Source organism: Kitasatospora sp. NPDC057223, from assembly GCF_042669755.1.
Taxonomy (GTDB): domain Bacteria; phylum Actinomycetota; class Actinomycetes; order Streptomycetales; family Streptomycetaceae; genus Kitasatospora.
In genome coordinates, this window is the sequence record NZ_JBHUWW010000057.1 from 19,799 (window position 1) to 41,080 (window position 21,282).

At 73.8% G+C, this 21,282-nt stretch carries 18 protein-coding genes; 1 reads left to right on the forward strand and 17 read right to left on the reverse strand.

What is annotated here, in order from left to right:
* Positions 1 to 15: 15 nt before the first annotated feature.
* From ACFUK0_RS20790 to ACFUK0_RS20845, 12 genes are read right to left on the reverse strand one after another with little or no spacing between them, the layout of a single operon-like run.
* Positions 16 to 558, reverse strand: coding sequence for an NUDIX domain-containing protein (locus ACFUK0_RS20790; RefSeq protein WP_380252272.1), 543 nt, complete (start codon positions 556 to 558; stop codon positions 16 to 18).
* Complete coding sequence (locus ACFUK0_RS20795) at positions 555 to 1,442, reverse strand: SDR family oxidoreductase (protein ID WP_380252274.1); 888 nt, start codon at positions 1,440 to 1,442, stop codon at positions 555 to 557. Before ACFUK0_RS20795 ends, ACFUK0_RS20790 begins: the two co-directional genes overlap by 4 nt.
* Positions 1,439 to 2,467 carry an ROK family protein gene (locus ACFUK0_RS20800; RefSeq protein WP_380252276.1) on the reverse strand — a complete coding sequence of 343 codons (1,029 nt, stop codon included), beginning with the start codon at positions 2,465 to 2,467 and terminating at the stop codon, positions 1,439 to 1,441. The genes ACFUK0_RS20795 and ACFUK0_RS20800 overlap by 4 nt, the downstream gene beginning before the upstream one ends.
* Positions 2,460 to 3,560, reverse strand: coding sequence for a sugar phosphate nucleotidyltransferase (locus tag ACFUK0_RS20805; protein WP_380252278.1), 1,101 nt, complete (start codon positions 3,558 to 3,560; stop codon positions 2,460 to 2,462). Before ACFUK0_RS20805 ends, ACFUK0_RS20800 begins: the two co-directional genes overlap by 8 nt.
* Positions 3,553 to 5,658, reverse strand: coding sequence for a glycosyltransferase (locus tag ACFUK0_RS20810; RefSeq protein WP_380252280.1), 2,106 nt, complete (start codon positions 5,656 to 5,658; stop codon positions 3,553 to 3,555). Before ACFUK0_RS20810 ends, ACFUK0_RS20805 begins: the two co-directional genes overlap by 8 nt.
* A 5-nt stretch (positions 5,659 to 5,663) precedes the next feature.
* Complete coding sequence (locus ACFUK0_RS20815; protein ID WP_380252281.1) at positions 5,664 to 7,130, reverse strand: phosphotransferase; 1,467 nt, start codon at positions 7,128 to 7,130, stop codon at positions 5,664 to 5,666.
* Between the two features lie 2 nt (positions 7,131 to 7,132).
* On the reverse strand, positions 7,133 to 7,939 hold the full coding sequence (locus ACFUK0_RS20820; RefSeq protein WP_380252282.1) for an ABC transporter permease: 807 nt from the start codon (positions 7,937 to 7,939) through the stop codon (positions 7,133 to 7,135).
* Positions 7,936 to 8,778 carry an ABC transporter permease gene (locus ACFUK0_RS20825; RefSeq protein ID WP_380252283.1) on the reverse strand — a complete coding sequence of 281 codons (843 nt, stop codon included), beginning with the start codon at positions 8,776 to 8,778 and terminating at the stop codon, positions 7,936 to 7,938. The genes ACFUK0_RS20820 and ACFUK0_RS20825 overlap by 4 nt, the downstream gene beginning before the upstream one ends.
* Complete coding sequence (locus ACFUK0_RS20830) at positions 8,775 to 9,791, reverse strand: ATP-binding cassette domain-containing protein (RefSeq protein WP_380252284.1); 1,017 nt, start codon at positions 9,789 to 9,791, stop codon at positions 8,775 to 8,777. The genes ACFUK0_RS20825 and ACFUK0_RS20830 overlap by 4 nt, the downstream gene beginning before the upstream one ends.
* Positions 9,788 to 11,089: an aspartate aminotransferase family protein gene (locus ACFUK0_RS20835; RefSeq protein WP_380252285.1), complete on the reverse strand. Its 1,302-nt coding sequence runs from the start codon at positions 11,087 to 11,089 to the stop codon at positions 9,788 to 9,790. The genes ACFUK0_RS20830 and ACFUK0_RS20835 overlap by 4 nt, the downstream gene beginning before the upstream one ends.
* Entirely contained in the window at positions 11,086 to 11,493 is a 408-nt protein-coding gene (locus ACFUK0_RS20840; protein WP_380252286.1) for a cupin domain-containing protein, read from the reverse strand. The genes ACFUK0_RS20835 and ACFUK0_RS20840 overlap by 4 nt, the downstream gene beginning before the upstream one ends.
* Before the next feature lie 58 nt (positions 11,494 to 11,551).
* Complete coding sequence (locus ACFUK0_RS20845) at positions 11,552 to 12,766, reverse strand: sedoheptulose 7-phosphate cyclase (RefSeq protein WP_380252287.1); 1,215 nt, start codon at positions 12,764 to 12,766, stop codon at positions 11,552 to 11,554.
* A 370-nt stretch (positions 12,767 to 13,136) separates the two neighbouring features.
* Here ACFUK0_RS20845 and ACFUK0_RS20850 point away from each other — a divergent pair, with 370 nt between their 5' ends.
* Entirely contained in the window at positions 13,137 to 14,798 is a 1,662-nt protein-coding gene (locus ACFUK0_RS20850; RefSeq protein ID WP_380252288.1) for a glycoside hydrolase family 13 protein, read from the forward strand.
* Positions 14,799 to 14,886: 88 nt separating this feature from the next.
* On the opposite strand, the gene ACFUK0_RS20855 is transcribed toward ACFUK0_RS20850, so the two are convergent.
* The 5 genes from ACFUK0_RS20855 to ACFUK0_RS20875 all read right to left on the reverse strand — a co-directional run bounded on the left by ACFUK0_RS20855 (position 14,887) and on the right by ACFUK0_RS20875 (position 21,190).
* Positions 14,887 to 15,672, reverse strand: a complete 786-nt coding sequence (locus ACFUK0_RS20855) for a phosphate ABC transporter ATP-binding protein (RefSeq protein ID WP_380252304.1) — start codon at positions 15,670 to 15,672, stop codon at positions 14,887 to 14,889.
* 79 nt (positions 15,673 to 15,751) lie between these two features.
* Positions 15,752 to 16,696: a sortase gene (locus ACFUK0_RS20860; protein WP_380252289.1), complete on the reverse strand. Its 945-nt coding sequence runs from the start codon at positions 16,694 to 16,696 to the stop codon at positions 15,752 to 15,754.
* Complete coding sequence (locus tag ACFUK0_RS20865) at positions 16,693 to 18,402, reverse strand: hypothetical protein (RefSeq protein ID WP_380252290.1); 1,710 nt, start codon at positions 18,400 to 18,402, stop codon at positions 16,693 to 16,695. The genes ACFUK0_RS20860 and ACFUK0_RS20865 overlap by 4 nt, the downstream gene beginning before the upstream one ends.
* Before the next feature lie 131 nt (positions 18,403 to 18,533).
* The gene (locus ACFUK0_RS20870) at positions 18,534 to 20,135 is read right to left on the reverse strand and encodes an Ig-like domain repeat protein (RefSeq protein ID WP_380252291.1); all 1,602 of its coding nucleotides are present in this window, start codon (positions 20,133 to 20,135) and stop codon (positions 18,534 to 18,536) included.
* A gap of 53 nt (positions 20,136 to 20,188) precedes the next feature.
* A complete protein-coding gene (locus ACFUK0_RS20875; RefSeq protein ID WP_380252292.1) occupies positions 20,189 to 21,190 on the reverse strand; it encodes a hypothetical protein in 1,002 nt (333 codons plus the stop codon).
* Between the last annotated feature and the right edge of the window lie 92 nt (positions 21,191 to 21,282).

Consider the following 21,282-nt stretch of genomic DNA (forward strand, 5'->3'; position numbering starts at 1 on the left):
GTCTGTCGTGATGTCTCAGGCCGCGCCGGGGGCGCGCAGCGTGAGCAGGGCGTGTGCGGCCAGGGTGGCGGCGTCGGTGATCCGTCCGGCGAGGACGAGGGCGCGCCATTCGTCCGGGTCGGCCCAGCGCTGGAGCATGTCCGCCTCGGCGGCCTCCCGCTCCGGCTCCCCCGCCGTCAGCTCCTCGGCCAGGAAGACGTGGCAGCCCTGGCTGGAGTAGCCGTAGGCGACGTGCAGCCGGCCCAGGTAGGTCATCCGGCCGGCCCGCAGGCCGGTCTCCTCGCGCAGTTCGGCGCGGGCCAGGTCGAGCGGGGCCTCGCCGTGGTGCCCCTCGGGCCAGGAGCCCTGCGGGAACTCCCAGTACCGGCCGCCGGCCGGGTAGCGGTACTGCTCGACCAGGTGCACCCGGCCGGCCTGGCGGGGGATCACCAGGGCGTAGTCGGGCTTGTCGACCACCCCGTAGAGGCCGGCGCTGCCGTCGGCCCGCTCGATGTCGTCCTCGCGGACGGTCATCCACGGGTTGCGGTAGACCTCGCGGGAGCGGACGGTGCGGATCACGGGGCGGCCTCCAGCAGGACGCGGGCGCCCTCGGCGACCGAGCGCACCCGCAGGCCGTGCGCGGCCAGGAAGCCGTCCAGCCGGTCGCTGGTGAGGCAGGTGTTGATGGGACGGCTGGCGTACCGGCCGGCGGCCTTCGGGACCCGGACCACCAGTGAGCGGGGCACGCCGAGGCGGTCGGCGACGGCCTCGGCCCAGGCCGCCCGGGAGATCCGGTCGGGGCCGCCGAGGTGCAGCAGCGGGGGTGCTCCGCCGGCCAGCACGGCGGCGGTGACGGCGGCGACGTCCTCGACCAGGACGGGTGTCGTCCACTGGTCGTCCGGGGCCTCCACCGGCTCGCCCCGGCGCAGGCTGTGGGCGCAGGCGGAGAAGAAGTTGAGCCACTTCTCGGTCTCGGCCGGCTCCCAGCCGTAGATCAGGCTGACCCGCAGCACGGTGGCGCCGGGCGTCTGCCCGATGATCTGCTCGGCCCGCAGCTTGGCCCGGCCGTAGGCGTTGGCGGGGGCGGTGGGCGTGTTCTCGTCGTTGTGCGGCGAGCTGCCGTCGAAGACGTTGTCGGTGGAGATCAGCACCGTCCGGCAGCCGGGTGCGGCGGCCGTCAGGTTGGCGGCGGCCGCCATGTGCAGCTCGGCGGCGCGCTCGGGGTTGGCCTCGCACCAGGTCACGTCGGAGGGGCCGTGGACGAGCACCAGCCGGTCGGGGCGGACCTCGCCGACGACCCGGGCGCAGGCTTCGGCGTCGGCCGCGTCCAGGGCCGTCCAGGGGGCGGGCGGGTCGGTGAGCGGGTGGCGGGAGGCGAGGACGGGGCTCTCGCCGGCGGCGGCCAGCCGGGTGGCGAGGGTCCGTCCGACGAAGCCGCTGCCGACGATCAGGGTGCGGGTCACTGGACGGCCACCGCCTGCCGGGCCGTGCTGCGGGCGGTGAGCAGCCGGCCGGCGCCGATCAGCCCGTGGTCGTCGTCCGGCTCGCCCAGGACGACCATCCGGCGGATCTCGGCGTCGCTCAGGCCGAAGCAGCCGAGCCGTCGCAGCTCCTCGGTGAGCAGTTCGGCGTAGCGCGGGCCGATGGCCAGCGCGAAGCCGCCCATCAGCACGTAGCGGCGCACGCCGATCGAGGTGAACACCGAGGTGATCGCGGAGGCGAGGTGGGCGAGGCCGCCGCGCAGCACGGCGGTCGCGAAGTCGTCCCCCGCGCGGACGGCGGCGACCAGGGTGCGGTTGTCGAGCCGCTCGGGGTCGGGCGCGCCCTGGGCGAGGCGGGAGCGGGCGTAGCCGGCCGGGTCGGCGAGGGCCGCGCGACGGGCGGCGGCCTGCATGCCGCGGCCCGAGGCGATGCCGCCGAGGTGGCCGCGGCCGCCGCAGTCGCAGGGCGGGGCCTGCGGGGAGGGGTCACAGGTCCAGTGGCCGAGTTCGCCGCCGTGGCCCTCGGGGTCGAGCAGCACCTCCCCGGCGCGGTAGACCTTGCTGCCGATCCCGGAGCTCACCGTGATGAGGCAGAACGGCTGCTCGCCCTCGGTGGCGACGTACCGCCAGACGGCGGCCGTCAGGTCGTTGACCACGACCACCGGGACGCCGAGGCGCTCCTCCAGCAGCAGCCGCAGCGGCAGCGGCTCGCCCCGGCCGCCCCAGACGGTGGGTGCGGCCATGACGCGGCCGTCGGCCGTGACCGGGCCCGCGAAGGCCAGTGCCAGGGCGCTGCTGCGGTGGCGCTCGACGGCCTGGCCGGCCAGTTCGGCCAGCTGCTCGACGACCCGGGCCTGCAGTTCGGGCACCGGCGCGCCGGGGTGGCGGTCCATGCCCTCGGTGGGGGTGCGGCGGACGTCGGTGACGGCGTCGGTGTCGGTGCCGTAGCGGGCGATCCGCAGCGTGGTGCCGCCGAGGTCGGCGACGGTGAAGGCGGATTCAGACACTGGCCCCTCCCCGGGCGTACTCCAGTTGCTGCACGAAGCCGTCCTCCAGGACGATCGCCGAGTCGATCTCGGCCCCGGCGGGCACGTGCGCGCCGGGCAGCAGGACGCTGCGGCGGACCACCGCTCCGGCACCGATCCGGACGCCCGGGAAGGCGACGCTCTGCTCGATCCGGCCGTGGTTGACCAGGTCGGCGGGCACCACGCTGCGCTCGATGCCCGGTGCGTCGGCGACCAGGGCGCGGGCCGTCGCGGGTTCGACCGTGAGCGGCAGCCGGTCGGGGGTCAGCGCCGGGTGCTCCCCCACCATGGCCAGGTGCGCCAGGTGGTAGCGCTCGACGGTGCCGATGTCCTCCCAGTGGCCGGGGACTTCGTGGCCGAGGATCCGCTCGCCGCCCGCCAGCATGGCGGGGATGACGTCGCGGCTGATGTCGTGCTGCCAGCCGGTGCCGTCGAGCTGCTCCAGGTAGCGGTGCAGCACGGCCGCGTCGAAGACGCAGAAGGCGGCGAACACCAGGTCGCTGGTCGGCTCGGCGGGCTTCTCGACGAAGGTGGTCAGCTGCCCGGCCGGGTCGAACTCGACCATGCCGAAGAGGTGCACGAAGCGGCGTTCGATCCGCTGGTACGCGACGGTGAGCGCGGCGCCGGAGCGGCGGTGCTGCTCGATCAGCGGGCGGTAGTCGAACCGGTAGACGTGGTCCGCGTGCAGCACCAGCACCTCGGAGGTGCCGGGACCGAAGACGTGGCGGGCCTTGCGGATCAGCGCGTCCGCGGTGCCCCGCTCGGGCGGCCCGGCGGGGCGGACCAGCTCGCGCACGTCACCCTCGCGGTACGCCCGGTCGTACGGGCCGAAGTTGACCCGGAAGCCGGGGCGCCACCACGTCCGGTGCAGGTCGTCCATCAACTGCTTCTCCTCGTACTGGGAGAGCAGCAGCACCTCGTCGAGGCCGGAGGCGGCGGCGTTGGCGAGCGAGAAGTCGATCAGGCGGCAGGAGCCGCCGAAGGGCACCAGCGGCTTGAGCCGGCCGTGGCCGAGCCTGCCCATCCGGCGGCCCTCGCCGCCGGCCAGCAGGACGGCGCGTACGGAGTCAGCCATGACGGACCACGTCCCAGGTCGCGCGGCCGGTGGTGAGGGTGAGCAGCAGGTGCAGCTCCTCGCCGGGCTCCACCGACGGGCCGGTGAACTCGTCGCCACTGCGGTCGAGTTGCCGGACGACCACCTGCCGGCGGCCGGGGCCGGCCGGGGCGAGCCGGACGAGCTCGACCCGCTCGGCGTGCGGCAGCCGGTAGACGATCCGGCCGTCCTCGACGGTGCAGCGCCCGTCGAGCCTGGCGCGCAGCGCCGGGTCGCTGTCGGCGGTCTGCTCGCAGCGGGCGAAGTCGGCGCGCTCCCAGGCGGCTTCGAACAGCGCGCGGTCGGTCGCGGGGTCGGGCTGCTGGCAGCGCCGGTGGGCCTCGGCGTCGCCCAGCCGGGCGGCGGCCTCGGCGACGGCGGTGCGGTGGCTCTCGTAGGCCTCGTCCGGCAGCAGGTCGAACCAGCCGTGCCGGAGCATCAGTTCGACGCCGAGCTCCGGCCGGCGGCCCTCCCAGACCGGCGTGAAGGCCGCCACGTGCAGGTCGGCGGCGTGCTCCCAGGTGAACTGGCGGGCGTTGGCGACTGCGTTGGCGCGCAGCCGGCGGTACTCCTCGGGCTGCTCGCGCAGCAGCGCGGCGGCCGTGTGGATGCGCCGGGCGAGGGCGTCGGCGAGCAGCGGGTCGTCCTCGGCGAACGAGCGGTTGACGGCGAAGCCGGTGGCCCGCCCGGCGTCGGGTCCGGTCAGCGGGTCGGCGACGTGGCCGAAGTGCGCCATGCCCCGCTGGGCGGTGGCGATCGGCACGGCGCCCGCGGCCATCGCCTCGCCCTGGGCGATCAGGAAGGTGTCCATCTCGAACTTGGACGGGAAGAGGCAGAAGTCCGAGGAGGCCGCGTACTCGACGATCCGCTGCTCGTCGACGCGCTGCCACTCCAGGTGGACGCGGCCCTTGTGCCGCTCGACCACCTCGTGGACGTACGGGTCGTCGATCCCCGCGTCGCTGATGCAGCGCAGCACGAAGTTGGCGGCCAGGCCCTCGTTCAGCACCCGGTCGACGGCGCGGAACAGTTCGACCTGCCCCTTGTGGTTCACCGCGTAGCGCGCGTTGTGGAAGAAGGTCGGCAGCGCGGGGTCGAGGCCGAGGCCGCCGAGCACGGCGGCCCGGTCGACGGCGGGCAGTTCACCGGTGGTCCAGGTGTCGCCGACCGCGCAGCCGCCGACGAAGCTCTTGTGGGCGTTGCGGCGCACCGTCCGGTGGATCGGCAGCCGGGTGAAGATCTGCTCGAACGGGGTGTCGGCGAAGTCGGTGTAGAAGTCCTGGTGGCCGGGCGAGAGGAAGTCGACCAGGTCGGCGTGGTCGGCCATCAGGTCGTACACCCGGACGTGCCCCGGCCCGTACTCGTAGTGCAGGTGGGTGAGTTGCTGGTAGCTGCTCATCACCTCCTCGTGCTCGGTGAGCGGGTGGCCGGCGTCCTCCGCGGGCAGCTCGACCCCGGCGCCGAGGAACTCCAGCAGCCGTTCCACCTTCGGCCGGTAGACCTTCTTGGTGATCGGCATGTTGCTCTGCACGGTGCCGACCACCAGCTTGCTCGGGTCGTGGCGGAACGCGGCGGGCATCAGGTAGTGGTAGTACGGCTCGTGGGCGTGCAGGACGGCCTTCTCCTCGGCGAACCGCTCGCGCACGAAGCGGATGCTGTCCACCTGGTAGGCCAGTGGCTTGAAGAAGACCAGGTCGTGGCCCTTGCTCTGGTAGGGCGGGTAGAACCGGTCGGGCAGTTCGTCGAGCAGCTGGTTGGAGAGGAAGTACAGGTCGACGCCGTCCAGGCGCAGCAGGTGCGCGGTGGTGGTCAGCGGGATCCGCACCTCGGCGGGGAAGCGCTCGCCCCAGGTCTGCGGGTCGAGCACGAGGGGCAGCTCGTACTCGTCGCGGTAGTCGAGCGTCTCCAGGTCGTGGAAGCGCCGCAGGTCGTCCAGCCGCCCGTGGGCCGGGGTGACGATGGAGACGCGGTGGCCCTGGTCGGCCAGTGCCTTGGAGAGGTTCCAGAGGTAGACGGAGGTGCCGCCCTGGATGAGGCGGTGGTCGAAGCCACCGCACTCGAAGTAGGTCTCGATGATGTGCACGGGTGTCAGTCCTTCGCCCTGGTGGCCGGCAGGCCGGCAGCCTCCACGGCGTGCCGCAGGTTGATCGCCGCGTGGTAGGCGCGGTCGTGGGCATACGCGTAGTCGAGTTCGTGGATGAGCCGGCGCAGCCGCAGCAGCCGCCAGGCGGGGTGGCCGGCCAGCGGCCGGCCCTCGGTGATCAGCAGCTCGCCGGTGCGGGCCGCCCAGAGCCGGGCGGCGGCCCCGAGCCGGGCCAGCTCGGCGATCTTCCCGGAGGTCCAGCCGGGGGTGTCCGGGTCCGCGCCGGCGGCGAGCAGCAGCGCCGTGCGGCAGGTGTCGTCGGCGTCCGTGCCGAGCGCCTGCGCCGCGTGGTCGGCGAACTCGTCGGCGGTGAAGATCTCCAGGCCGCGCTGCAGGGCGGCGAGGTCCTGCCACGGCGACTGCGCGGTGGACGGGTCGGCCGGGTCGGTGTCCGGGGTGGAGAGGTCGATGACGCACAGCTCCCAGCTGCCGTCCGGACGCTCGCGGCGCAGCAGGTGGGACAGGTGCAGGTCGCCGTGGCAGGGGCCGGCCGGCCAGGGCTGCGCCGGCAGGGCGGCGATCTGCGCCAGCTCGCGGTCGAGGCCGGCGACGGCGGCCTGCCGGACGGCTCCGGGGTAGCGGTCGTCGTCGAGGATGAGCGGGCGCAGCGCGGCCGTCCGACCGGCGGTCTCGGCCAGGAAGTCGTTCGCCGGGAACTCCGGGTGCGGGCCGAGCCGTTCGGCCAGTTCGCGGTGGAACTCGCGCAGGAACCGGCCGGCCTCGCGCAGCGGTGCGGCCAGCGCCCGCTGCGAGTCGGCGACGGCGCTCTCCGGGCCGGCCCCGGCGTGCAGCAGCGGCCACATCGCCCGGATCCCGGTGCTGAGCGGCACGTTGAGGCCGTCCCCGTCGGCGTAGCGGTAGAGCACGCCGAGCGGCTCCCGCCGGCCGGTGGCCGCCTCCACGTAGGCGTAGTCGCCGGCCGGCTGCTGGGTCCGGCCGCCGGCCGCCATCAGGCGCAGCAGTTCGGGCTCGCGGGTGCCGACGCCGATCCGCCGGTACGTCTTGTGGGCGTGCGCTGCGCCGCCGAGGTCGAGCAGGGAGAGCGCGTTGGAGGACCAGCCCGGGTCGAACGGCAGTTGCCCGCGGTACTCGGCGGGGTCGCCGCGGAACTCGATCAGGTTGCCGCGCAGGGTGGGCAGGCGCAGCCCGTCCCGCAGGGCCCGGACGACCAGCCGGTCGTACTCGGGGGTGCGGTCGGCGCCCCGGCCGGGGTCGTCGTCCATGACGGGCACGAACCAGCGGCCCGTGCTCTCGCCGGCGGGGGCGACGATCAGCAGGCGGACGCTCTCCAGCGTGGCCTGGTCGAGGAGTTCGAACTGTCCGGCACGGCGGCCGGTCTCGTCGATCCAGGAGGACCGGCGCAGGAGTTCGACCGTGGCCTGCGGAAGGCTGCCGAGCAGCAGGGTGTCCATGTTCAGCTCCCGGTCATCTCGTAGCGGTCGACGCCCCGGTGCCACACCAGCAGGGCGAGTGCCGCCAGGGCGGCGGTCACCACCGGCAGCCAGATCAGCAGGTCCGTCCGCCCGAAGAGCAGGTAGGACGCGGGGGCGTAGGCGGTGAAGGCGTAGGGCAGCAGCCAGGTGAGCAGCCACCGGAGGGACGGGTGGTACAGGTCGAGGGGGTAGCCGGAGAAGTCGCCCAGCTGGTTGGCCGCGTACAGGGCCGGGAAGCTGTTGGTGGTCCAGAAGGACAGGGCGGCGAACGCGGTCTTGATCGAGGCGAGGATCAGCGCGCCGCACAGCACCAGCAGCGGGAGGAGCAGCAGTTGGCCGATGCTCAGGCCGAGGTCCAGCTGGTCGGCGGCGTAGCAGACGATGGCCACGCCGGTGACGAGCTCCCCGAAGCCGTCCGGGTAGAGGAAGCGCTCGGACAGCAGGGCGAACAGCGGGTGGACCGGCCGGATCAGGTACCGGTAGAACTCGCCGGACTGCACCAGCCGCCGGGCCAGGATCCACAGCTGGTCGGTGAACAGCCGGTCCAGGCCGCGCGGGAGCAGGGAGAACCCCAGCAGGAACAGCACCTGGTGGAAGTTCCACCCCGCGATCACCGGGACCTGCCGGAACACCATCCCGACGACGGCGAGCTGGCCGCCGACGCGGAGCAGCAGGCCGCCCGCGCCGAGCACGAAGTCCATCCGGTACTCGGTCAGCCGGTGCAGGCTGACGGCGCTCAGGTGCCAGGTCAGCCGGGTGTAGCGGGCCGTGGTGGTGAACAGGCTCATCCGCCCAGCACCTCCACCCGGCGGACGGCGCCGCGCCAGGCGACGGCCGCCAGCGCGATCAGGATCACGGCCCAGGCGGCCTGGCCGGCCAGGATCCCGACGGCCTCGGCGGGGCCCCGGTAGTGGCCGAGCAGCAGCCGCAGCGGTCCGTCGACCAGCCCCTGGAACGGCAGCGCGTGCGCGACGGCGGCCAGCGGCCCGGGCATCAGCGCGAGCGGCACGACCTGGCCGGCGAAGAACGCGACCACGCTGTCCTTGACGATCCGGATGCCCCAGATGTTGGTGGTGAGGAACCCGGCCAGGCCGACCAGCAGGTTCACCCCGAACCCGATCACCAGCGAGAACCCGGCGGAGAGCACGAACAGCGCCGCGCCCGCCCAGGTCGGCGCGGTCAGCGGCAGCAGCAGCGCGTACAGCAGCACCACCGGGACGGCGACCATGCCGGCGTTGGCCAGCGAGACCGGCAGGCCGGCGGCGAACCGGGACAGCGGGTAGTTGACCGGGCGCAGCAGCGAGACCGCGATGTCCCCGCGCTGGACCTCCCCGGCCACCTCCTCGTCCACCCGGCTGGCCTGGAGCAGCGCCAGCATCTGGGCCAGCAGCACGTACGTGGTCAGCCCGGGCAGGTCGTACCCGCCGGGCAGGCCGCCGCTGCGGCCCGCGTACACGGCGCGCCACAGGAAGACCTGCAGGCCGACGGCGGTGGTCGCGGTGACGGCGTTGATCAGGAAGGTCGAGCGGTACTGCAGCAGGCTCTGCAGGCTGGCGGAGGCGAACGGGGTGTAGCGGCGGAGCGCGGTGAGCGGAGTGTGGCGGCGCTGCGCGGCGACGGCCGTCATACCAGCGCCTCCCGGGGTTCGGTGCGGCCGGTGTAGATCCGGCGCAGCACCGTCTCCAGGTCGGGTTCCGGGGCGACGCAGTCGGTCAGGTCGAAGTGCTCCAGCAGGAAGCCCATCACCTGCCGGGCGGACCACTCGCGGGCCGGGTACTCGACCCTGATCCGGCCGCCCTCGGCCGGCCGGGCGCTCACACCGGGCAGCCGGGCCTCGATGAGTGCGATCGCCTGCGCCGGGGCGGGCTCGCCCTGGTGCTCGAAGACGACCGCCCGGGTGTCGGCGGTGCGCAGCAGCTCGTGCATGGTGCCCTGGTGCACGACCTCGCCCCGGTTGACCACCAGGACCTGGTCGCAGATCGCGGTGATGTCGCCGATGTCGTGGCTGGTGAGCATGACGGTGGTGCCGAGTTCCGCGTTGACGTGGTTGACGAGTTCGCGGACGGCCTCCTTCAGCACCAGGTCGAGGCCGACGGTCGGCTCGTCCAGGAACACCACCGAGGGGTCGTGCAGCAGGCTGGCGGCCACCTCGGCGCGCATCCGCTGGCCGAGGCTCAACTGCCGTACGGGGGTGCTGCCGAGGGCGTCGAGGTCGAGCAGGTCGCGGTAGAGCGCCATGTTGCGCCGGTAGACCGGGTCGGGGATCTCATGGATGCGGCGCAGGATCCGGAAGGAGTCCGGCACCGGCAGGTCCCACCAGAGCTGGCTGCGCTGGCCGAACACCACGCCGATGTTGGCGGCGTTGCGCCGCCGCTCCCGGTAGGGTTCGAGGCCCGCCACCAGGCAGCGGCCCGAGGTCGGGTTCATGACGCCGGTCAGCATCTTGACGGTGGTGGACTTGCCGGCGCCGTTGGCGCCGATGTAGGCGGCCTTGGCACCGGCCGGGATCGTGAAGGAGACCCCGGAGACGGCGCGCACCAGCCGGTGCTCCCGGCTGAACAGGGTACTGAGGCTGCCGAGCAGGCCGGGCCTGCGCTCGTAGACCTTGAACTCCTTGACCAGGTTCTCCGCGACGATCACCGGCCGGCCTCCGTGACCTGCTCCAGGGCCCGCCCGAGCAGGGTGACGCCCTCCTCCAGGAGGGCCCGGTCGATGGTGAACGGCGGGGCGAGGCGGATGATGTGGCCGCCGAGCGAGGTGCGCAGTCCGAGGTCGAGGGCGGCGAGGTAGACGGCGCGGGCGATCTCGGGCGCGGGCTCGCGGGTCTCGCGGCTGCGGACGAACTCCAGCCCGTGCAGCAGCCCGATGCCCCGGACGTCGCCGAGCACCTCGAAGCGGGACTTGAGCTCGGCCAGCCGGTCGTCGAGCAGTGCGCCGAGGGTGCGGACGTTCTCGATCAGGGTGTCGCGGGCCACCACCTGGAGGGTGGCCTTCGCCGCGGCGATGCCCAGCGGGTTGTTGGCGTAGGTGGAGGCGGTGGAGCCGGCCTGGGCCGCGCGCGGGTGGCGCAGCACCTCCTCGCGTCCGGCCAGCACGGCGAACGGGAAGCCGGAGGCCATGCCCTTGGAGAGGGTCACCAGGTCGGGTTCGATGCCGAACTGCTCGCTCGCCAGGAAGCTGCCGGTGCGCCCGCCGCCGGTGAGCACCTCGTCGGCGACCAGCATGACGCCGTTCTGCTGCGCGCTCTCGGAGATCTGCTCCCAGTAGCCGGGCGGCGGCACGATGACCCCGGCCGCGCCGAGCACCGGCTCGAAGACCAGCGCCGACACGTTGGCCTTCTCCGTGATGTGCCGCCGGACCAGCGAGGCGCAGCGCACCCCGCAGGACGGGTACTCCAGTTCGAGCGGGCAGCGGTAGCAGTACGGCGAGTAGCCGAGGATGCTGTTGCCCGCGTGGGCCTGGTTGCCGATGTCCCAGTGCACCAGCATCCGGGCGCCCTGGGTCTTGCCGTGGAAGCCGTGGCGCAGCGCGCCGATCCGGTTGCGGCCCGGCTCGGCGACGGCCTGGACGGCGCGCAGCGCGGCCTCGACGACCTCGGCGCCGGTGGAGAAGAAGCCGTAGGTGTCGAGCTGTTCGGGCAGCAGGCGGGCGAGCAGCTCGCACAGCTCGGCGCGGTCGGCGGTGGCGAAGTCGTGCACGTTCCACAGCCGGGCGGCCTGCTCGGTGAGCGCCGCGACCACCTCGGGGTGGCAGTGGCCGAGCGACTGGGTGAGGGTGCCGGCGGCGAGGTCGATGTACTGGTTGCCGTCGAGGTCGGTGAGGACGGCGCCGCTGCCCTCCACGAACACCCGGCGGCCGAGGGCGGACTCCTCCGAGGCGCCGGGCGCGAGGTGGGCGCTCTCCTGGGCCAGCAGTTCGAGCTGGCGGGGGCCGGTCACCGTGCGCCGCCCAGCGGGCCGACCTCGAAGACCAGCAGCTGCAGGTCGTCGTCCGAGTCGTTGGCGAGGCCGTGCTCGCCGTACGCGCGGTTGCGGACGACGTCCCCGGCCCGGACCGCGAACTCCTCGCCGTCCAGGGTCATCCGGCCCCGGCCGGAGAGGATCACGTAGGTCTCCTCGTCGTCGGCGTGGCGGTGCAGGCCGATCGAGGTGTGCGGGGGCAGCACCACCAGGTCGATGAACGCCACGGGGGCCGGGGCGCTCTCGCCGTGGAAGGCCCGGTGGGCGAGGATCGTTCCGGTTCCGCCGTGGTCGGCGGTCACCCCTCGGAGCAGTCCTTCGTGCAGGTTGGACACCCTGCTGCGGGTCACACCACGGGCCGGCGGCGGTTCGGCGAGACTCATCTCGGTGCGGCTCCTGTCAGGGGCGGGGCGGGTGGGTCGTCCGGCGGCGGGGCGACGGTCAGTGGGCGACGGCGAGCGGACCGGGGCGGACGGCCAGGGCGTCCAGCGCCTCCTCCAGCGCGGCGGCCGGGATGTCCTCCAGGTCGTCGATGAAGACCGCCGAGCCGATCCCGTCCGGCACCACCAGGTGCAGCCGGCGCCCGCGCCGCTCCCAGGAGGCCCGCAGGGCCCGCTCCATCAGCTCGGGCGTGCAGGTCAGCGGGTCGTGGACGGGGAGGCCGAGGCGGGAGATCAGGCGGACGGTCCGCTCGCAGTCCTCGGCGCTGATCAGGCCGAGCACCCGGGCGAGTTCGCTGGAGATCGCCATGTCGACGGCCACCGACTCGCCGTGGGCGATCCGGTAGTCGCTGGCCGTCTCGATCACCGGCCCGAAGGTGTGCCCGAAGTCGACCAGCCGGGCCAGGTCGTGCTCGCGGAGGTTCGGGCAGAGCTCCGCCATCATCAGTTCCATGGACGTGCGCAGCACGTAGTCCTCGACGCCGCGTCCGCCGCCGTCGGCGGCGGCCAGCCAGGAGGGGTCGGGACAGGGCTGCTGGAAGACCTCGGGGCACTCCTCCAGCGCACGGAACAGCTGGGCGTCCTTGATGATCGCCATCTTGGCGATCTCGCCCAGGCCGCAGCGGATCTGGCGGGCGGGCAGCGACCGCAGGAAGGCCGGATCGTTGATCGACGCGTGCGCCGGGTGGTACGACCCGAGCATGTTCTTGGTGCCGAGGGCGTTCACACCGGTCTTGACGCCGACGCCGACGTCCACCTGGCCCACCAGGGTGGTGTTGACCTTGATGTAGCGCACGCCCCGGCAGTAGACGGCCGCCGCGAAGCCCACCATGTCGCAGGTGACGCCGCCGCCGACGGCGATCATCACGCCGCGCCGGTCCAGCCCGGCGGCCTTGGCCTCGGCGCAGATCCGCTCGACCGACGCCATGGTCTTCTGTGCCTCGCCGCCGCCGATCGCCACCACGCTCCAGCTGCCCGGTGCGAGACGGTCCGCCAGGTAGCGGCGCAGCTGCTCGCCGTAGAGCCGGTCCACGGTCGGGCCGAGGAAGGCGACCACCCGGCGGCCCTCGCAGTACCCGGCCAGCAGCGGGTTGTCCGGCGCGAACACGCCGTCGGTGATGTCGACGCGGTACGAGGTCCCCTCCGGTGCGAGGAGCGAGAAGCCCCCGTCGTCGCCCTGTACGCCGGGCCCGGCCATTGCTGTCTGCTCCGCCACAACACTCCTCGGATCGGCCGGTCTATCCGCCGGACTGACCGTCAACTGCGGTAACGAGTGCAGAGTCAAACAGTTAATAGGCCGAATTGGCAAGGATCTTCAGAAACTTGCAGCAAAGCCTTGCAGTGTCATGGACCCGATGGAAGCATCGAGTCCCACGCCTCACCCGCGCGCCCCGGGCGAGGGCGCGACGGCCCCGCCCGGCACCTGGACCCCTCGGCCGTACACGTCCGAACCGGGGCCGCACGGCGGGGGCGACGAGCAGTGGGCCGCCACCCGGCCGGCGGGGCCGGACCTGCGGACGCTGCCGCCCCGGCCGACAACCTGACCGATCGTCAACCCATCCACCGCCCACCCGAGGAGCCCTCCGATGACCGCACCCACCACGGCACCGGCCCGCGCGCGCACACATCCGGACTGGTGGCAGGACGCCGTCATCTACCAGGTCTACCCGCGGAGCTTCGCGGACAGCGACGGCGACGGCTGCGGCGACCTGGCCGGCATCCGCAGCCGGCTGGGCTACCTGCGGGAGCTGGGCGTCGACGCGCTCTGGATCTCGCCGTTCTACACCTCGCCGCAGGCCGACGGCGGCTACGACGTGGCGGACTACCGCGCCGTCGACCCGGTGTACGGCACGGTCGGCGACGCGGACGCGCTGATCACCGACGCGCACGCGCTGGGCCTGCGGGTCATCGTCGACGTCGTCCCCAACCACTGCTCGGACCAGCACCCGTGGTTCCTGCAGGCGCTGCGCGAAGGCTCCGGCTCACCGCTGCGGGCCCGGTTCCACTTCCGTCCCGGCCGCGGCCCGGGTGGCGAGGAGCCGCCGAACGACTGGATCTCGCTGTTCGGCGGCCCGGCCTGGACGAGGACGACCGACCCCGACGGCACCCCCGGCGAGTGGTACCTGCACCTGTTCGCCCCCCAGCAGCCCGACCTCAACTGGGACTCCACCGCCGTCCGCGACGAGTTCCGCTCGATCCTGCGGTTCTGGCTGGACCTCGGCGTGGACGGCTTCCGGATCGACGTCGCCCACGGCCTGGTCAAGGCACCGGGCCTGCCCGACCTCGGCCGCCACGAGCAACTCGGTCTTCTGGGCGAGCAGTTGGTCCCGTACTTCGACCAGGACGGCGTCCACGAGATCTACCGCTCGTGGCGCACCCTGCTGGAGGAGTACCCGGGCCAGCGGATCGCGGTGGCGGAGGCCTGGACGAAGACACTGGACCGCACCGCCCGCTACGTCCGGCCCGGCGAGCTCCACCAGGCCTTCAACTTCAAGTTCCTGAACGCCCCCTGGGACGCCGACGGGCTGCGCGAGCTGATCGCGCTGTCGCTGGCGTCCATGCACGCGGTGGACGCGCCCACCACCTGGACGCTCTCCAACCACGACGTCATCCGGCACGCCAGCCGCTACGCCGAGGGCGACCCGGCCCGCGGCCTGCGCCGGGCCCGGGCCGCCGCGCTGCTGATGCTCGCGCTCCCCGGCTCCGCGTACCTCTACCAGGGCGAGGAGCTCGGCCTCCCCGAGGTCACCGACATCCCCGACGAGGTCCGCCAGGACCCGGCGTTCCACCGCTCCGACGGCGGCCACGGCCTGCGCGACGGCTGCCGGGTGCCGCTCCCGTGGTCCGGCACCGGAGCCCCGTACGGTTTCGGCCCCGTCCCCGGCGGGCCCGCCTGGCTGCCGCAGCCGGCCGAGTGGGCCGAGCTCAGCGTCGAGGCGCAGACCGGTGATCCGCGCTCCGTGCTGGAGCTGTACCGCAGCGCGCTGCACGTGCGCCGGAGCAACCCCGCACTCGGCGCGGGCCGTTCGGTCGAGTGGCTGGACCTGGCCCCCGGGGTGCTCGCCTTCCGCCGCGACAGCGAGGCGGGCGCGCTGGTCTGCACCGTCAACACCACCGGTGAGCCGGTCCGGATCGCCGGCGGCGGGCTCGGCGCCCTGCTGCTGTCCTCGGCCGAACCGCAGCCCGCGCAGTCCTCCGGCCAGGTCCTGCTGGCCGCCGACAGCACCAGCTGGTGGCAGGCCGGCTGACCGGACCCACCGGCCCCACCGGAAACGCAGGCGCAGGCGCCGGGCCAGGAGCCCGGCGCCTGCGTCCGCTTGCTACTTGCCACTGCGCTCAGCCGAAGCGGCCGTTGACGTAGTCGGAGGTCCGCGGGTCGACCGGGGCGGTGAACATCGCCTCGGTCGGACCGTGTTCGACGATGCCGCCGGGGGTGCCCTGCTCGGCCAGGAAGAAGGCGCACTGGTCGGAGACCCGCTGGGCCTGCTGCATGTTGTGGGTGACGATCACGATGGTGACCTCGTGCACCAGTTCGCGGATGGTCTGCTCGATCCGGCGGGTGGAGGTCGGGTCGAGGGCCGAACACGGCTCGTCCATCAGCAGGACCTTCGGCCGGACGGCGAGCGAGCGCGCGATGCACAGACGCTGCTGCTGGCCGCCGGAGAGCGCGCCGCCCGGCTGGCGGAGCCGGTCCTGGACCTCGCGCCACAGGCCCGCCTTGCTGAGGCACTCCTCGACCAGGTGGTCCTTCTCCGTCCGGCTGGCACGGACGCCGGTGAGCTTCAGGCCCGCCACCACGTTGTCGTAGATGCTCATCGCCGGAAAGGGGTTGGGCTTCTGGAAGACCATGCCGATGTCACGGCGGGCGGCGGTGAGCCGGCGCTCGGGGGCGTAGATGTCGGAACCGTCGAGCAGCACCTCGCCCGCCAGCGTGGCCCCCGGGATCAGCTCGTGCATCCGGTTGAGGATCCGCAGGAAGGTCGACTTGCCGCAGCCGGAGGGGCCGATCAGCGCGGTGACCTGCCCGGCGGGCATCACCAGCGAGACCTGTTCGAGCACCTTGCGCTCGCCGAACCAGGCGGAGACGGCCTGGGCATCGAGGCTGCCCGCCGGGGTGGGCAGGACGGGCGGCAGTACGGCCGTGGTGTCGAGACTGGTCACGGGACGGCCCCTTTCGTGATGACGGTCGGTCGGGCTCGGGTCAGATCAGGTTGGGCAGCAGGCGGGCCACCTGGTCGGCCACCGCCAGGGCGAGCGCGGTCAGCACCGGCACCCCGACGATCCAGGCCTGCCGGCGGCCCCAGCGCGACCAGGCCAGGGCCAGGGCGAGCGCGGCGAGCAGCAGCCCCTCGCCCCAGAGCACCAGCGGCACCCAGGCCGCGTCCTCGATGCCCATCGCCTTCTCGGCGGCGGGCAGCGCGCCGGTCCTCAGCGGGCGGGCGCCCGCGGGCACGGCCTCGCCGACCAGGTCGGCGTCGACCAGCAGCAGCCCGGACGGGGCGTACCTCGGGCCCTGGCCGGTGACCAGGACGAGGCGCCCCGCCCCGGCCTTGAGCGCGGGCGGCACCGGGTCGCCCGCCCGCCGCAGGCCGATCACCCGGAAGGTCTGGACGCCCTGGCCGGTCGAGACGGTGAAGGTCTCGCCGTTGCGCAGGTTGCCGAGCGCGCCGAACGGGCCGCCGAACCCGGCCTGCCGGCCGAGCAGCACGCTCGTCCCGGCCTGGCCCGGCATCGGGGTGTCCCGGCGGTGGCCGGGGCCCCGCGCCAGCACTCCCCCGGTGGTGCCCTCCCGGATCACCTCGCGCAGCCCGAGCTGCGGGATCTCCAGCAGCGCGACGGGGGTGCCGAGCCGCACGGCCCTGCCGTCCTTGTCGAGCTGCCCGACCGGGGTCGTGCCCATCGCCAGGGTCAGCCGGAGTTCGGCGTACCCGGTCTCGTGGTCGCGCAGGTGCCGCAGGCCGCCGAGGGGGCCGAGGTCGAGCAGCAGGCCGAGCACCAGCGCCGCGACGATGGCCAGCCCGGCGCCGATCGCCTGCGGGCGGTCCGGCAGCAGCCGCGACCGGCCGGACGGCGGGGCAGGCGGCGCCGCCGGGGCCGTTCCCCGGGTAGGGGCGGCCGGGGCGGGGGGAGTCTCGGTGACGGTCATGCGGCGGCCTCCGGGGCCGGGCGGCGGGCGCGCCGGCGGCGGGCGTACGGCAGGGCGATCCAGCCCAGCAGCAGGGCGCCGGCGCCGATGGCGAGCAGGGAGTACCACGGGGGGCCGGCCGGCCGGGGTGCGGCGACCGGCGCCGGCCGGACGGGGGGCGGCGAGGGGTCGAAGGCCGGTTCGGCCGCCGTGGCGGCGTGGATCAGGCCCTCGGGAGCGACCGCGGCGGCCTGCCAGGTCGTCGGGGTGGTGAAGGTCAGCACCCCGGTGAAGTCCCGCCGGGACGCCGGGTTGATCTTGCCGCGGCAGCTCGCGGTGATGGTGTAGGCACCGTTCAGCTGCCCCGAGCCGCTGCGGGTGGCGATCACCCGCAGCGTGTTGCTCAGCGGCAGCACGTACCCGCCGTTGGCGGCCGTCCGGTACACGGAGGCGGCCACCGTGCCGGTCAGCGGCGCGCCCTCGGCCGGGAACCCCGCGCCGGTGATCCGGACGGCCAGGTAGTCGGCCGCCGGATCGGGGCACTGGCCCGAGCTGAGCAGGTCGAGCGCGTCGTCGTCCCGGCCGGCCGGGTAGTCGAAGGAGAGCGTGCCGACCGGCTCGGCGGCGTACGCCTGCGGCGCCGCGGGGAGTTGGCACAGCACCAGCACCGCGAGCAGCAGCGCCCCGGCGGCCACCGGCAGCGGGCCGGGCACGGCGGCGTCCGCGGGGCCCGGGGCGGCGGGCAGGCCCCGCCGGCGGCGGGCCGTCCACCACCAGCCGCCGAGCGCGGCGAGCGGCAGCAGGACGGCCAGCAGTGCCCAGGGGATGCTGGCGAACCGGTGCTTGGAGACGCTGCTGGAGAGCGCCGGGTCCTTGTCGGAGCCGATCGGCAGCGGGTCGATGGTGACCCCGGCGGTGGACCACAGGGTCGGGTACGCGCCGGCCACGTCCAGCTTGTAGGTCACGACGTTGCCGGGGAGCAGTTCCTGCAGGTCGGCGGGCGCGTCGCCGGTCGCGATGGTGCCGAACACGTTGGCGACCCGGACGGCCTGCCTGCCGCCCAGCCGGACGTTGCCGGTGTTGCGGACGGCGTAGCTGATGGTGGTGTGCCCGCTGGAGAGCGGGCTCAGGCTCGGGTGGTAGACCGCGTGCGCGTCCTCCACCTTCAGCTCGGCCCTCAGCTCGCCGGAGACCCGGATGTTGACCCGGGCGCCGACCCGCTGGTCGACCGTCACGGCGTTGCCCTTGGCGTCCTTGCTCTGCGTGCGCAGCGCGGCGACGATCCCGGCGGGGTGGTCACCCGGCGAGGCGTCGGCGGGCACCGCGAGCGTGAACGGGACGATCTGGCGGCTGCGCGCGGGCAGGGTGAGTTCGGTGGCGGCCGCCCGCAGCCAACTGCCCGCCAGGGTCGAGGCGGTGCCCTGCGGCAGCACGTCGTAGCCGCCGGTGTCGGTGTTGAAGGCGTCAGCGGGGTAGACCCGCAGGGTGAGCGGCTGCTCGCTGTAGTTCAGGACCGCGACGTGGTCCTTGAGGATCGCACCGGGGGTGACCCCGTACGAGAAGGCGCCGCGGGTGTCCGGCTCGGTCTCGCTCGCAGGCTGGATGCCGAAGGTCTGCGCGGCGGCCGGGGCCGCGGGCGCCGGGGCGGCCGGCGGGTCGTCGGCGAACGCGGGCCCACCGAGCAGCAGCAGGGCCAGCAGGGCGGGTACCAGGAGCCATCGGTGCATCGCGAAGTCATCCTCGGTTACGGGACGGAGAGTTGGGGCACGGCCGCCGGACCGTCCAGGCTGGGTACATTGGGCCTGGACGGTCCGGCCGCCGGGTTACGGACTGACGGGATCCCGGTGAAGAACAGGCGTCAGATCGCGGTGAGGGTCAGCACGCCCTGGTACGTCCCGGCCTGCGTCGAGGTCGGGGCGAGCAGGGTCAGGTCGGCGCCGACCTTGGCGGTGCCGAGGCCGGTCGCGACGGCCAGCGTCCGGGCGGACTTCAGGCCGAGCGCACCGTTGTCGTTCGCCTCGACCGCGTTGGCCGGGCTGACCTGCCCGCCGAGGGTGACCTTGAGGCCGTCGCCCTTGGAGACCAGGTTCGGGGCCCAGCCGAGGTTCTGCGCGTTGATCGCGTTGCCGCCCGAGGCGAACTGCGCGACCTGGCCGCTGACCGACCAGCCCGGCGCACCCGCGCGGGTGTCCGTGACGGTGACGGTCTGGATCGGGCCGTTCGTGCTGAACAGGGTGCTGCTGCTGTTCAGGGTGAGCGGCGGCAGCGTGACGCCGGCGCCGGCCACGCTGATCACCAGGGCGCCCGGGGCGACCGTGGTGGTGATGGTCTCGCCGACCGGGGACGGCGGGACGGGCGTGCCCGGGCCGCCCGGGTTCGGCGGGGTCACCACGGGGGTGACGGTGAACGCGACCGCGGCCGAGGCCGAGGCGGCGAACGCGGCCGGGTCGGCCGGGGTGAAGGCGGCGGTGAAGGAGTGGTCGCCCTCGGGCAGGTCGGCGATCGTCAGCTGGGCGGCGCCGGCGGCGACCGCCTTGCTGCCGATCCCGGCGCCGTTGTCCTTGAACTCCACCGTGCCCGCCGCGCCCGCCGTGACGGTCGCGCTGAGCTGCACCGGGCTGCCCTTGACGGCCGAGCCGGCCGGGGTGACGGCCAGTGCGGTGGTGGTCGCGGCGGCGCCGCGCGGGCTGACGGTGTAGGCGACCGCCGACGAGGTCGAGCCGAGGAAGCCCGCGTTCGTCGAGGTGAACACGGCCGACAGGCTGTGCGCACCCTCGGCGAGGCCCGAGGTGGTGGCGGTGGCCAGGCCGGCCGTCACGGCGACCGGCGCGCCGATCGGGGTGGCGCCGTCCAGGAACTGCACGGTGCCGGACGCGGCCGGGGTCACGTTGGCGGTCAGCGTGACGTCGCCGCCGACGGTGGCCGAGCCGCTCGGGGTGACGCTCAGCGCGGTGCTGGTGGCCACCGCGACCGGCGTGTTCGGGTCGGTGGAGGTGTAGCTGGTCGGGCTGGTGAACCAGACCGCGCCGACGAAGTCACCGAAGTACGTGGTGCCGATCTTGGCGCGGCAGCGCAGCCGGAACTCGTACTTGCCCGCGAGGGTGGAGAAGCCGTTCTTCTGCGCGAAGCTGCGCATGGTGTCGCTGAGCGGCAGGGTCAGCCGGCCCTGCGCGTCGGGCGGGAAGACGCTCTGCGCCTGGTTGGGCGTCACGCCGTAGCCGTCGGCCGGGAAGCCCTGGCCGAAGACCAGCGTCTGCAGGTTGGTGCCGCCGGGGCAGGAGCCCGAGCTGACCACGGAGATCAGCTCGTCGTCGGCGCCGGTCGCCGGGTTGAGCGTCAGGGTGCCGATGGCAGGGCTCACGTCGGCGGCCTGGGCGACCGAGCCGATCATGGTGATGCTGCCCGCGGCCAGCAGGGTGGCCGCGCCGAGTGCTACGGAGCGCGCGATGCGAATGCTCACGGTGGTGCTCGCTTTCAGGGAGAAAGGGAGAGAGCCGGACGGAGGGACGGAGGTCAGCCGGTGGTGCGCGAGGTGTCGCCGCAGTTCGTGTTGACGCCGAAGCCGTACTGCTTGATCAGCGAGCTGCGCTGGCAGATCTGCGAGGTGCCGCCGACGAAGACGTCGCTCCACGGGGAGGTGGCGACCTTGCTGGTCGGGATGACGTTGTAGACGTCGCGGGTGGCCGGGGCGCCGGTGTTCAGCAGCACGGACGGCACGCCGTTGATGTTGCCGAGCTGGGCGGTGCCGCGGATGTCGGCGATCGTGCTGGAGCTCTGCGCGATGTACTGGGCGATCGAGAACGGCACCAGCGAGGTGGTGTCCAGCACGCGGCCGTCGTGCTCCTCGATCTTCTTGCCGCCCTTGGTGTCGCTCACGCAGGGGTACTTGTTCGCGACCACGTCGGCCTCGGTGATGCCGACCACGGAGAGCCAGAACGAGCGGGTGCCGGAGCCGGCCTGCGGGAGCAGCGGGTGGACGGAGTAGTTCGGCGCGGTGCCGACGTAGCCGGGGTCGCAGCTGTAGATCGCGTGCAGGTCGGCGGTGCTGAGGTCGAGCGGCAGCGAGCTGCCGGCGCTGACGGCGTAGGTGACGCCGTCCACCGCGAACGGGACGTAGGTCAGGCCGGGGGTGCTGGCCGCCAGGTTCAGGCTGGAGGAGCGGGCGAAGTCCAGGCAGCCCTTGCCCTTGCCGAGCTCGCTGAGCAGGGCGGAGCGGCCGGCGCCGGAGCCGTTGGGGCGGGCCACGGCCTGGCAGTCGGCCGAGTCCTTGGTGGCGATGGTGGCCGAGCCGAGCGCGTTGTAGGAGCCGACCACCTTCTGGCCGCCGACGGTGATGTCGTTGGCCAGCGCGTTCATGACGCCCTGGGTGGTGTCCGAGCCGACGCCCGCGAGCGGACGGTAGACCGGCGCGCCGGACGGGTCCGCCTGCGCGGTACCGGTGCCGGCCACCATCAGGCCGAGACCGGCGGCGACGGTCGCGCACTTCGCGAGGTTGCTCTTGGCGAGACTCTTCATGGTGATCTTCCCTGGGTGAGGACAGCTCTCGGAGCACGGCCGGAGGTGGTCTCCGGCCGTGTGGCGCACATGCGTGGGTGCTGGTCTGGTGA